Origin of the sequence: Pseudogemmobacter faecipullorum (genome assembly GCF_020539525.1) — a bacterium.
Lineage (GTDB): Bacteria > Pseudomonadota > Alphaproteobacteria > Rhodobacterales > Rhodobacteraceae > Pseudogemmobacter > Pseudogemmobacter faecipullorum.
In genome coordinates, this window is sequence record NZ_JACDXX010000037.1 from 1 (window position 1) to 12,574 (window position 12,574).

The 12,574-nt window shown below is 58.0% G+C and carries 9 protein-coding genes; 2 read left to right on the top strand and 7 right to left on the bottom strand.

Annotation, left to right across the window (positions count from 1 at the left end; genetic code table 11):
• Window positions 1-153 precede the first annotated feature (153 nt).
• A complete protein-coding gene (locus H0485_RS20125) occupies window positions 154-2,475 on the top strand; it encodes a UvrD-helicase domain-containing protein (protein WP_226937694.1) in 2,322 nt (773 codons plus the stop codon).
• A gap of 50 nt (window positions 2,476-2,525) precedes the next feature.
• On the opposite strand, the gene H0485_RS20130 is transcribed toward H0485_RS20125, so the two are convergent.
• Window positions 2,526-2,789: a hypothetical protein gene (locus H0485_RS20130; protein WP_226937695.1), complete on the bottom strand. Its 264-nt coding sequence runs from the start codon at window positions 2,787-2,789 to the stop codon at window positions 2,526-2,528.
• 255 nt (window positions 2,790-3,044) lie between these two features.
• Between H0485_RS20130 and H0485_RS20135 the strand changes: the two genes are divergently transcribed.
• Window positions 3,045-3,239: a DUF1127 domain-containing protein gene (locus H0485_RS20135; protein ID WP_226937696.1), complete on the top strand. Its 195-nt coding sequence runs from the start codon at window positions 3,045-3,047 to the stop codon at window positions 3,237-3,239.
• Window positions 3,240-3,278: 39 nt separating this feature from the next.
• Here the strand turns inward: H0485_RS20135 and H0485_RS20140 are convergent, their stop codons facing one another.
• The 6 genes from H0485_RS20140 to H0485_RS20165 form a co-directional block, all read right to left on the bottom strand.
• Entirely contained in the window at window positions 3,279-3,902 is a 624-nt protein-coding gene (locus H0485_RS20140) for a hypothetical protein (RefSeq protein ID WP_226937697.1), read from the bottom strand.
• Between the two features lie 662 nt (window positions 3,903-4,564).
• Entirely contained in the window at window positions 4,565-6,964 is a 2,400-nt protein-coding gene (locus tag H0485_RS20145; protein WP_226937698.1) for a hypothetical protein, read from the bottom strand.
• Entirely contained in the window at window positions 6,961-8,463 is a 1,503-nt protein-coding gene (locus H0485_RS20150) for a hypothetical protein (protein WP_226937699.1), read from the bottom strand. The genes H0485_RS20145 and H0485_RS20150 overlap by 4 nt, the downstream gene beginning before the upstream one ends.
• A complete protein-coding gene (locus tag H0485_RS20155) occupies window positions 8,460-10,457 on the bottom strand; it encodes an McrB family protein (RefSeq protein WP_226937700.1) in 1,998 nt (665 codons plus the stop codon). The genes H0485_RS20150 and H0485_RS20155 overlap by 4 nt, the downstream gene beginning before the upstream one ends.
• A 10-nt stretch (window positions 10,458-10,467) precedes the next feature.
• The gene (locus tag H0485_RS20160) at window positions 10,468-11,826 is read right to left on the bottom strand and encodes a coiled-coil domain-containing protein (protein WP_226937701.1); all 1,359 of its coding nucleotides are present in this window, start codon (window positions 11,824-11,826) and stop codon (window positions 10,468-10,470) included.
• Entirely contained in the window at window positions 11,798-12,505 is a 708-nt protein-coding gene (locus tag H0485_RS20165; RefSeq protein ID WP_354002469.1) for an AAA domain-containing protein, read from the bottom strand. Before H0485_RS20165 ends, H0485_RS20160 begins: the two co-directional genes overlap by 29 nt.
• Between the last annotated feature and the right edge of the window lie 69 nt (window positions 12,506-12,574).

Consider the following 12,574-nt stretch of genomic DNA (forward strand, 5'->3'; position numbering starts at 1 on the left):
AAAGCCGGAAAGGCGAAGAAAGTAGCCATCACCGCCATCATGCGACGCATCATCATCCTTGCAAACACCTTGCTGCGCGAGGGCCGAGATTGGCTGCCTGAACGCCCTTGACCAAGACGGATACTCGCCCGCTGGAAGGACTTCTTCGACACGGTGGAATCGAAACCGCTGACCCCGGAACAGCGGCTCTCCATCGTGGTGGACGAGGACGCCACCCTGGTGCTGGCCGGGGCCGGCTCCGGCAAGACCAGTGTCATCACCGCCAAAGCGGCCTATCTCCTGAAGGCCGGGATCCGGCCCGCAGAGCAGATCCTGCTCCTCGCCTTCGCGAAGGATGCGGCCACGGAAATGTCGGAGCGCATCGAGGCCCGGTGCGGGATGCCGATCGAGGCCCGCACCTTCCATGCGCTGGCCTATGACATCATCGGCAAGGTCGAGGGCTCAAAACCGGCCCTCGCCCCGCATGCGACGGATGACACCGCCTTCCTGGACCTGATCCGCGACATCCTGAGGGATCTGGTGTCCACCGTGCGCGATGTGGCGCGGGCCATTGTGGCCTGGTTTGCGCATTTCCTGGTCCCGGCGCCGGAGGAGCAGGACTTCGAGACCAAGCACGAATGGTATTCGGCAGTCGAGAAGCTTGATCTGCGAACCCTCCAGGGCGAGCAGGTGAAAAGTTTCGAGGAGCTGGAGATCGCCAACTGGCTTTATGAGAACGGCATCGATTATGAATACGAGCCGACCTACGAGCATTCCGTCTCGACGGAGGGGCGGCGGGATTATACGCCGGATTTTCGGCTGAAGGAAAGCGGCGTCTATATCGAGCATTTCGGGGTGCGGCGCAAACGCGGTCCGGACGGCAAGGACGTGCTGACCACCGCGCCCTATGTGGACCGCGACGAATATCTGGCCGGTATGGATTGGAAGCGTCAAGTCCATGCGGAGCACGGCACCACGCTGATCGAGACCTTCAGCTATGAGCGTTCAGAGGACAGGCTACTGGAGGCGCTGGAGGAAAAGCTTGCTCCGCATGTCACCCTGAACCCGCGCCCGCTCAGCACCATCTTTGATCGGGTGGTCGAGATGGGCCAGGTGGATGCCTTCTCACGAATGCTCGGGACTTTCGTCAGGCAGTTCAAGAGCGGCGGCTACCAGATTGGCGCATGCACGGATAAGGCGGAGCGCCTGAAAATGGGCCGCCGTGGCCGGGCCTTCCTTGCCATATTCGAACCGGTATATGCGGAATACGAGAGTCGGCTCGGGGACCGGATCGACTTTGAGGACATGGTTCTGCGGGCCGCAACCTATGTGGAGGAGCGGCGCTATGAGAGCCCGTTCCGGCATATCCTGGTCGATGAGTTTCAGGACATTTCCCAGGGTCGGGCCCGGTTGATCCGGGCTCTCAAGGCGCAGCATGCGGATGCGCGCATCTTCGCGGTCGGGGATGACTGGCAGTCGATCTATCGCTTTGCCGGATCTGATATCCATATCATGCGAAACTTCGGGGCGATGTTCGGAGGCAGCTTCGCGGATGAGAAGGCGGTCCATCGCACGGTGGATCTTGGCCGCACCTTCCGATCCGTCGATCGGATCGCCCTGGCGGCGCGGCGCTTCGTGCTTCAGAACCCGGCCCAGATTACCAAGAGAGTCGTCCCGGCCGGGGTCGCACCGGACCCGGCAATACGAGTGGTCTGGACCAGGCGGGATGAGGGCGATGGCCAGCTGCGGCAAGTATTGAGCGGGCTCGCCGCCCTACCCGCGCCCATGGATCGCAAAACCAGCGTGCTGCTGCTTGGCCGCTATCGGTTTGTCGATCCGGGTCTGCGGGATTTGCAGCGCGCCTTCCCGCAGCTCAGCTTCAGCTACAAGACCATCCACTCATCCAAGGGCCTGGAGGCGGATCATGTGGTGCTGCTCGGCGCGGATGCGGGGCGGGTCGGTTTTCCTTCCGAGATCACGGATGATCCGCTCCTGAGCCTGGTCTCTCCTGAGGCGGAGCCCTTCGAGAATGCGGAGGAAAGGCGCGTCATGTATGTGGCCATGACACGAGCCCGCGCGACCCTGACCATCCTGGCGTCCCGATCCCGGCCCTCCGCCTTCGTCAGCGAACTCCTGGCTGATCCAGAGTATGGGCTGAAAGATTCAACGGCCGGGACGGCGCCCCTGCCCCCCTGTTCCAAATGTGGCGGACAGCTTGTCCCGGTCCAAAGCCAGGCGGGGCGGATCTGGTATCGCTGCCAGCATGACCGGCATTGCGGGAACATGCTCCCGGCCTGTCCGGATTGCGCTACAGGGCTGCCGCAACGTAAGGGCGATATGGGGCATGAATGCGACTCCTGCTCCGGGCAGTTTCGGTCCTGTCCGGTTTGCGGCGACGGATGGCTCGTGCCCCGAAAAGGACGTTACGGGGCCTTCCTGGGCTGCGTCCGCTATCCGGACTGTTCCGGGAAGGCGAAGCCGGGGCCAGCAGCCTGAGCTATACTTACCAGTCCGGCTGGTCTCGGTCGTCACCACGCTGCTGATGGTCAACCCATCAGGGCCGCATCCGGCGCAACCGTCAAAATGGCCTGCCCGTCCTTGTAGCGAATTCCAAACCGGCGCCGCGGGTAAGGCGCAACGGCCCCCAGCTTCTCGGTTGTAACCGAGACGCCCATTGCGAGTAATGCCTCGACAAGCGCCAGCTCATAGGTCGGTGTGGCGTTCAGGAACCTGAGGCGTGCCTGCCGAACCCCTCTGAGGTGGTGGCTGAGGAAGCGGATATCATCGTCATCAAGCTGTCGGCTGGGCATGGATCTTTTCGACTTCTGGTTGTAGCCTGTTAGCACGCCGAGGGGCGAGGCGCATCGGCCTAAGGCGAACATAGATCAGCCCATCGAAAACCCCGGGCCACACCGCCCCACCAGCCGCGCTGGACGAGGCGTTATGCGTGTCGCGCAAGACGGCAATGCTGCACTGCGGCTAGAAGTTTCGCATATGGCCCACTATTTCATCGTCAACCGAAGCGAATGCCGCTTCGATTTGCTTTCAGAAAAGAGAAAACGGCCATGACCGCCATCAGCCTGACCCGCGCCTCCGCCTCGACTAATGCTTCGCAGCCGAATTTCGCTGTCCGGCTGCTGGCCGGCGTCCGCGAGTGGAATGAGCTGCGGGCGACCCGCAAGGCTCTGAGCGCCCTGAGCGACCGGGAGCTGGCGGATATCGGTTTGAACCGTGGCGACATCGGCCAAATCGGGCGCTGAGCCAGTCACCTTCGTTTACTGTTGAAGCCGTGAGTCCGCTCACGGCTTTTGCTTTTGGGCCAACCCATCTGCCTGTTCGGTGTTATACTGGGTGCCAGAACCAGGAACTGCCATTGATGGCAGATTGCGTGCGTGCCCGTTTTGGGGCTCAAATTGGTCCGCCATGGCCGATTTTTGCTCCGCCGTTAACAGGACGAACATCGGGACAATCGCATCGAAGAGCGCGCCGGGCTTGCCCAGAAGATCTGCCCCTTTCTTCGTGATCAGGAAGCGCCCCTTGCTGTGACGCGCAAGGCGGGCCGAGATCAGAAGGTAGTGCAGCATCTGCAGCGGTGGGAAGTCGTGCTCGTTCAGGGCACGCCCCAAGGCATAGGGCTGATCTTGTCTTTCCCGCGGCCAGTCGAATTCCGCCAGTGCCCAGGCAACCAAACTGCGCTTGAAGGCCTTGGTCTGGGTCAGCTCAATCCCGCCGTGCTCGGCCGCATATCCCAGAATGAGACGCGCACCCCGCAGAATCGGGGAGCATCCAAGCACTGCGTGCTCGTCGAGAATTGTTCTGAATGCCAGCACCTGGAGGTCTCCGTCTTTGGCGCGTTTCTGGCAAAAGTGGACCTGCGCGCCAAATTGATCCTGGGTCGGACGGCCAGCAACCTCAAGGCGCAAAATTATTTCGGCGCAACCATTGCGGACAAAATCCCCTTTGTTTTCATTACCCTGGCACCCAGGCCGTGGCTAAGTCCTGGATTTTCCAGGGAAAATTTTGGCGCTATCCACATGAAATCTTCCAGGGGGGGCTTTTGCGCCCACCGAAGTGCTTTATCTTCCGCCTTGTGAGACATGAGAACCGGACCAATGACGATCCAGGACAAGACCACAGATGCGACGAAGATCGGGGGGAAGCCTTGCCAAGGCGCCACCTCGATTCGAATCGTTGATGCGGTTTCCCACAGCCACTGGGCACAGAAAGATGGCACTTCTTTTGGACAAGGGCGAAGCAATGGATCCCCGCTGGGAGTGCTGTGGTCCTGGATGCGCAACAGACGGGTGCTTGCGCCGGCAGATCCGTTGGCTCGTGAGTTCTTTTCCCTGTTCCCGTAACCCGATGCGTTCTGGGGGCGACGGCTTTGGTCGTTAAGCTCATCGTGCTACCCATTGCTCAACAGGAGTAAATCTAATGGCGCATTGGTATACGGCCGATCTTCACTTCGATCATGACAGCATCGTCTCAAATGCCGCGCGACCCTTCCGCGACACTAGCCATATGGATGCCGTTCTGATCGAGCGCCTGTGGGAGAAGGTCGGACCTGAGGATGATCTGTGGCCCCTCAAGCGTCGACAATAGACCGCAATAAATTCGGGTTCGTTCCCTGCCCCTCAAGCTCATTCAACAGGTCTGGCAAGAGCGACAGATAGGCTTGAATTTTTCGATCAAACTTCCAGTCGCGCCCGCTGCGGCGTCTCATATCCATAAGCACGTTCGAAATGGCAGAGGCCATCCGATCAGCTGCCAGATCATAGCCTCTCACCAAACTATACGGTTCCTTCAAACGCCAGCGCAGAAGCCCGGCCATTAACAAAGGCGCATAGTTGAAATCGGTGTAATCTCCGCCAGAAGCTTCCTTAAACTCTTGAACGGCGCGATCAACCAACCGATCAACATCTCCTCGCGTGAGATGCAGTGGCGCCGTATCCGAGCGCGACAGCAGGAATGACATCATCGCAGTCTCACGACGTGTTTTCCATTTGTGCATTGGGTAGTTGAGCAAAAGGTCGATGGCACGCTGTTCGCTCGCTTCATCATTACAGCACCGGCCAATGCCTTGATGGATCAAAACCCAGCTCATATCAGCGCGAATAAACGGATGTCGACGGGCAGTATCTTTGGTTTCCAAAGCGTCGAAGAGATAGGATATCACTTCGGCAGGGGCATTACGGAACTGCCAAGTCAAGAAGATGAGCGGCTCATTGCCATTATTACGCCCTGTCCGCACAATCTCACGCAATTTATCCATTGCAAGATCGGTAAAGTGCTTCAGCAATTGCCGCGCCTTAACAGAGACCTGTTCAGGAATTGCTCCATCGCTCGAAATGCACCGCAAGCGTTCTCGGACTAGGACGCCATCGTTCTGGGTTTCCACCATGACATTGCGTGTCATCAGCTGCGAGAGCGCCTTCCAATCCGGAGAAACCTGAGCGAATTGTGCTTCAAACACGTCCTGCGCCCCATTTATTTCGGTCCAAGGAGCCTCGCCACAGGCCAGAACCATCCGCACGGGAATGGTAGGCTTGGGCGTGTCCAGCTTGGCGATCAGCGCCTCCCAAGTGGTTTCCAACACCTCTGCTAAATCCCAATCCACCACGAACTGCGTGGGCAATTGGCTTGAATTGATAAAAATTCGCGCCCGCCCAGAGGCAGGCGTTTGCTCCACATAAAGCTCAACAGGCGTGTCTTTGCCCATCTTCACGCCAAGATCAAGATCCGCGCGACGGGGGAAGTCTTGCGTTTCTTTGCTTAGATAGATCTCTAGCGCATCGGCCTGATTTTGCACCATAAAATGGGCAGGCTTTTGCGAACGATACATTTTACCCGCTGCAACCGTCATGCCTTTATCGATCAGATCATGGCTCTCTGCGCCTTCGCGTCCCATGATGATCGTCGAAATTTGTGGCAGGAAGTCGAAATATACCGGCTCGCCCTGCCCGTAGCGCCGCGCAGCCTCAAAAGCGCCAGAGGCCACAATCTCCTCTGGCAGAACAATGATCTCGCGACCGATAAGTGCCTCTATCGAATCTGCGAGTTTCTCACAGACTGCACCAGAGGTCACGCTCTCGAACAAAACTACGTCGCAGCCCCGCAAAGTGGCAAAATCTTTGGCATCCAAATCCGCCGCAGTAAGCGCCTGAGGGGTAAGTTTTAACAGATGAAAATCTCCGCGCGGATTGCGGATAATATCCTCGCGATTCAGACCATCCAGCGCCAAAGCATGAGCAAAATCGCTATGTTTTAGAGTCTGATACGTAATGCCCGGAGGCTCGTGAGCGAGACGCTTTTGCACCTGTGCAACCAAGCCCGCATAGCCCCAATGCGACGCCACAGCCTGCGCGGTTCGACGGCGTTGCGGCGCATAAATACGGCGTGAACGCCCAGTTTCAGCGCGCAGTTCTAAAGTCTGCACGGTGAAACCTGTCGCGCTATGGCCAATAATGCCCAAGGTGAGGCCTTCTTTCGGTGTGATCAGTCCCTCAGGCTCAGAAAGAGCCCCCAGAACCGCCAAAACCGACCGCCAAACCAAGAGACCACGGCCAATCTTCGCCCGCGACATCGCCGCCAACAGCCGCTCTTGCACTACCTCATCGACCCAAGGGTGATCCTCAATCGCGATAGCACAGAACTTACCCCCGCGCGCCAAACCTGACAGCGCAGCGGCCAATTCATGGCTGGAGGTGCTCGCATCACGCAACAGATCAAAGACCAGCTTACGCCGCCCATCTTCGCCGATTTGCCCCCAACCGCCACCCCGACCATGCGGCGCAAGGCTTGCTTGCGCCCCACCGACCCAAAGCGGCTTGGCGGCCTCGCCCATGCGGACGATCGCGGGATTCAAAATCGCGTTGCTCGTATGTTGCGAGAAAATCTCCTCGCCATCGGGCGCAAAGGCCCAATTGCGCGTGACGCGGTCTTTCCAACCATTGAGATCAAAACCGCAGATCCGTGGCTGTGTCATGCTAAAGTCCAGATATCGCTTTTCAAGAAGTCACGAACTGCCGCGCGACCGAAGGCTAAGGATTCACCAGCCCCATCCAATGCGACTGCATGGATGAAGGTCCCCGACACCTCATGTTTCGCCACTTGCGGTGTGTAATGGGCGGGCGTCAGGATCAGACCATGCCGGGTGAGCTCGTGATGGCCGCTCAGACGCCGCAATTGGGCAAGACGATGGCTGGCATCATGCGCAGCCGCCTCAACATCCAATCGTTCAAAAGCATGCGGCGTCCAGACAGCCACGCGATGCGGAAAGGCGCTAGTATTATTGACCTCAGAAATCCGCAAAGCGACATGGGCCCGCGCTTTGATCAGCATAATGCCAGGTTCTTCGGGACGCGCCATCACCTCGACGACGCGATTTTCACGTCGCAGCCAAAAGACCGCAATCGGGCGTTCCTGCTCAAACCAGATCCCTTGCACAGCCTCTTCACGGAACCGGATGGGAGATTGGGCGATAAGTTCGGCCCCTTCCATTTCATGCAAAGCCAAGACGATCGCGAGGACAGAGAAATCAGTCCAGGTCTGTGCCTGCCATGCCCAGAGATCATCGAGTGCCTTTTCGCGACGCAAGAGCTTTTCCCAAGCCTCGCGGATCGCGCGATAGGTCTGATCCTCCATCAATACATAGTTCGGCGTTATATCCGTAGGTGCTAGCCCCACCCCAAGCTGGGTGACTTCTTGGGCCAGAGACTTGCAAAATTTGACATAGGCCTGCACGGCCAAATAGCGGGCACTGCCAAGCGCCTTTGGATGCTCGGCCAGCCATTCGCGGCCCACATCCCCGACCAAGCGCAGGTAAGAATGCGCGACGCGATTCTCTAACGTGTCAAAGTTCTCATGACGCACCACGGCCAAGATCCGCTGACCGGCGCCGGCCTGCTCTGCGATCGTCCGCCCCGGCTGGCGTGAAAGCCACCGCATCGAAGAGCGATCCATCTCTTGCACGCGATCGAGTGGCGTCAATTCGCGGGTGCGGCGCAGCACCCGGCGGATTTTGTCGCGCCAGATCTTGAGCGTGGGCATCAATTCGCGCGCTTGTCGCACGATTTCTGCCATCCGCGGGTCTTCCTCTTTTTCCGCGCGGTCCCAGGCCGCCCGCAAATGTTCCCAAAGCGTGGTGGGCATATCCAATGCCTCGCCCAGCTCTTGCACCCGTGCTGTCACCTCATTCATGCGCCGCAGCGCCAAGGTCGAAGGGTCCTCCTCGGGCAAGAGCATCGCAGGACGCGGCCGGATCGGGAAACCGCTACGATCAGGCGCTTTGGCATATCCCCGACGCGGATAGGGGTGCAAGAAGAGATGCTGCCTTTGTCGCTCCACCGACCATTGCATCAAGACCGCATGTTCCCCCGCCTCGCGCAAATCTGCGCCCTGCGAGATCAAGCAGTCTTGCGGCCCATAGGCCATGCCGTCGGCAAGACCTGAATCAGACCAAGGCCGATGCAGGCGCAAGCTCACCGTTTCACCCCTTTCCAGACGAATTGACCGGTGGCTTCCGCATCATTGACCGAAATACCAATGGCTTCGGCAAGAACATCATCGCCCAATTGGGAAGCAAGGCTGCGTATTTGGTCAAATTGATGACGCTTCTCCTCGACATCTACGCCACGCAATTTAGGCAAGAGACGCATCTCGATCTGATCGGCCAAAGCTATGTGACGACGATTGCCCATGCCTTCGACCTCAGGATAGACGGCGGCATAATTTTGGATCGCACGCCCCAGACGGTGACCAAAGGGCTTACCAAGCTCTTGCATCAATCCCAGCATCGTATCAATCGTGCCATTGATCTCGGCCAACTCCCCCGATTTGAGGGTATTGCGGCCCCAATTGTCCCAAGTCTTACGACTCAAAGCCTTAACCTCGGCGCTCGACGGTTTGACAGCCTTGGCCGCGACAAGCTTTTCAGGGGCCCCGAACCGCAAAACATTTGCGCGGTCAACGACCTTATCGGAGAGAGATTGCGTGCTCTCATCTTCATTCATCGTGCCCGCAAAGAGCAGGTTGTAACCAGGGAAGAGGCGGGTCTGGCGTTTGGGAATTTCGAGTTCAATCTCGGCATCTTTACGCAAAGTTGCATCGCCTTCACACCCCTTGGCAGGACGGCTCTCAAGCCGGCTGAGGAAGTCGGAGAAATAATACTCCACCCGCGCCAAGTTCATCTCGTCTAGGAGAACCATCAACATGCGATCATGCAGCGCATCGGGATTGTTATGGGTATCGAGCGCATAAAGCGCGCGCGCCATATCGGTCGGGCGGAAACGGCCCTCGATATAGTTGTAAAAGCCCATAAGATCTTGCGGGCTGTCCCAACGTGGCTGAACCGGCACTTGTAAGAAGCCAATTCCCATACCGGCGGCATATTGACGTGGCAGCTGGCTTTTACCGGTGCCCGAAATCCCTGCCAGAACCGCCATCTGAGTGGTATCGTTGACTTTCATCGCCGTGTGGAAGGCGCGCAGCACCCGATCAGGATAGGACAGACCCATATCCTCAAAACGATGTTTGACGCTATTGAGCGCAGCCGCCTCGCTCTCGAAGCGATGCTCGCTCAAGCTTTGCAGACCCAAGATCACCGGCGGCGCTTGTTTCAACTCGCGCAGGGGGTCATCTCCCTCATCAGGCGATTGGCCACTGGCAGTCGCTTGCAATTTACGTATTTCATCATCCAAGAACGCCTTACGCGCTTCAAGAGCTTGAACTTCTGGCGCCAATTCCCCCACCCGCAAGCGGTGAGCCGCCAATTCAGCATTGAGACGATCACGCTCGCTGCGCTCTTCATCAGACGTCACGCGCGCAGCCGTGATGCGGCTTTCAAGCTCATCCAATTCCGCGATTTTTGCCCGGATTTTGCCTTCAAGTTCGGTATGACTGTCTTCGAGATCTTCAGATTTGCCGCGCAACTCCTCCAAACGGGTTTGCGCGGTAATCAATTCGCGCTCTTTATCGCGCAGAGCAGTTACATTAGCCTCTAGCGCGTCGCGCTCCTTGTTTAAGCCCTCGATGCGGCCGACCAACTCTTCAGCTCGGAGTAAGCGTTCACGCACTTCCTCAAGCTCGAGACGTTTGCTAGCCAGCTCCCCCTCAACTGCGAGACTTTCAGTTACGGCAGCTTCGGTTTCCGCACGCAGTGCCTGAACTTCATCACGACGCGCCTGAGATTGATTCCATTCAGTCAAAAGGTCATCGCGCTTACGAGCGAGCGCATCGACCTCCGCACCCAACTCGGCGACATGAGCCAGGGCCTCCCGGCGCTTTTGCAGATCCGCCTCAAGATCAAGCAAGGTCGCGCGTTTTTCAGCGACCCGCGCCTCGACTGCTTTGACCTCTTCGAGTGGCCCCGCGAGAGCTACAGCGTGATCATGCTGCTTGGCGAGAAAAACCATGACAAGCGCCAAGAGCACCAAAAACAAAGCTGCAGCAAGGAAGACAAAAATATTAGTGGCAAACATGCTCTATGCCTCATTCGCTCGCAGGTGTTTCAAGGGTGCTGTCCACAACCGTTTGCCCGACAGGCAGCACACTGGATTGTGCACCTGATTGCGCTTGGGATAATTGCGCCATCGCTGCCCGTAGCTGGGATTGCACCGTGGCCAGTTGCGCTTCGTCTTGTTGCAATTGATTACGTGTCAAACGGGCTGCCTCGATCTGCGCTGTTAACGCCGCATGATCTTGTCGCAGCCCTTCGATGAGCGGCGTAAGTTCGGTTTGGCGCGCTTCGAGTTGTGTCACCGCAGGGGCCAAATCCTGAGATTTGACCTCCAAAGCAGCGACGCTCGCCTGCAAAGTCGCGATTTCTGCCGTCAGCGCAGTATGTTGTGCCCGCAACGTGGCCAGTTCATTGGTTACAGTTTCCGCCGCCTGACGCGCAGTTGCGCCGCGCGCATCATAGTTGCCGATTTGCTCTATCGCAGCTTCTGCCATAGCCAAGCGGGCATTGACCTCAGCCAACGAGCCCTCAGCCGCCTCATGATCCGCACGTAACGCTGTGATCGCAGCCGCCAAAGACGCTTCCTCTGTTTGCGCCCTTGAAATCGTCTCGGTCAAACGCTCACTCTCTTGCTGACGGCTGGCAATCTGAGTGTTGAGATCATTCAAGCGGGTCTGCTCAGTGGCGAGTTCTTGCTCCAGCGTCTTGTTACGCTCCTCAAGGCGCTGACGATCGGTCTCGAGCCGCGCAATCTGACTGTTCAATTGCGCTTGTTGATCTTCCGCCATCCGATTGTTTTGGGTCAATCCACGCAAGGCCTGATCAAGCGTGTCGCGCTCTGCCTTAAGCGTGGCAATCTCGCGCTCGAAACCGTCAAGCTGCCCTTCCGCTGCACGGATCTCTGCTTGCAGAGCCTCAAGCGCAGGCACGGCGCGCCCCTGCTCTGCGGTCAGGCGTTGCAATTCGCTTTCCGCATTTCGTTGACGAGCGGTGAGATCCGCCACTGAAGCCTCAAGGCGCTCAGCTTCAGCAATAGTATCTTGCGCATTTGTCAGTTCGCGCTGCAACGCAGCGACGGCCTCTTGGTCTCTGAGCAACTGCGCGCTGACCGTTGCGCCCTCGGCTTGTAGCCCGGTCAAATCAGCCTGCGCCGTGTCAATGAGAGCCAGCATTTCACGATGACGTAGATCACTGGCATCACGCAGTCCGCGCAAGCGCTCGATATCATTGGTGAAATAGGTGATATCCTTGGCAATCGGGCCATAGGTTTCTTGCATCTGATAGGTTTGCCAGCCGATGAAGCCGAGACCTCCAATGGCCAGCAAAGCCAAAACCGAAGCCGACTTAAAATAAGAGCTTGATTTACTTGAGGTCTTGTTCGATTCGGTCAAGACATCCCTCCATATCTTTCGCTAATTCATCCACCCAAAATCGGCGCACACGCCAGCCAAGGGCCTTTAATTGTTCATCTCGCCACAGGTCGGACAGTTTCCGCGACCCATCGGCATTTTGGTGATACATCCGACCATCTACTTCGAGATCGAGCTTGATGCCGCCAGCGCCAAAGAGGGCAAAATCAAGGCGGCGACCGGCGATATCATATTGCGGCTGAGGATCGAGGCCCCGCGCTTTGAGCGCATGATAGGTGATACGCTCCCATTCGCTGTCAAAAGCCCCTTCAGTCTTGCGCGCCCGTGGTTCAGTGGAATAGCTCGCCAGCGAGGCCAAGGCTCGCACCTTGCCGCTTCGCGCAAAGTCCAGATCACCAACGACATGCGCCACCGCCCGCGCGCGTGAAATCGCGACATTTAAACGCCGGAAATCCTTTTGCACGAAAGTCACAGCCGTCATCGGGCTATTATTTCCCAAGGCAGGTGAGAAGAAGATCACATCACGCTCTTGGCCTTGGAACCCATCGACCGTGGCCACGCGCAGCTCCGCGCTCTGTAATTTAGCGGCAGGAATAGCCGCCTCCAAAGCCTCATTGAGCGCATGCACCTGCCCACGGAAGGGGCTCTGTTGCGCAAATCGCGTGTTTGCCGAGGTTCCCCTTTCCCCGGACAGACTTATCCCACGGCTTCCGTGACAGGTATGCCGAGCGCTGTGTAGCCGTTCAGGACGGCGATGCGGACCTGGAGC

Bases quoted from the DNA above. Each gene is read 5' to 3' on its own strand.
- H0485_RS20135 (WP_226937696.1), top strand. From the start codon at position 3,045: ATGACCGCCATCAGCCTGACCCGCGCCTCCGCCTCGACTAATGCTTCG.
- H0485_RS20130 (WP_226937695.1), bottom strand. From the start codon at position 2,789: ATGCCCAGCCGACAGCTTGATGACGATGATATCCGCTTCCTCAGCCAC.
- H0485_RS20155 (WP_226937700.1), bottom strand. From the start codon at position 10,457: ATGTTTGCCACTAATATTTTTGTCTTCCTTGCTGCAGCTTTGTTTTTG.
- H0485_RS20145 (WP_226937698.1), bottom strand. From the start codon at position 6,964: ATGACACAGCCACGGATCTGCGGTTTTGATCTCAATGGTTGGAAAGAC.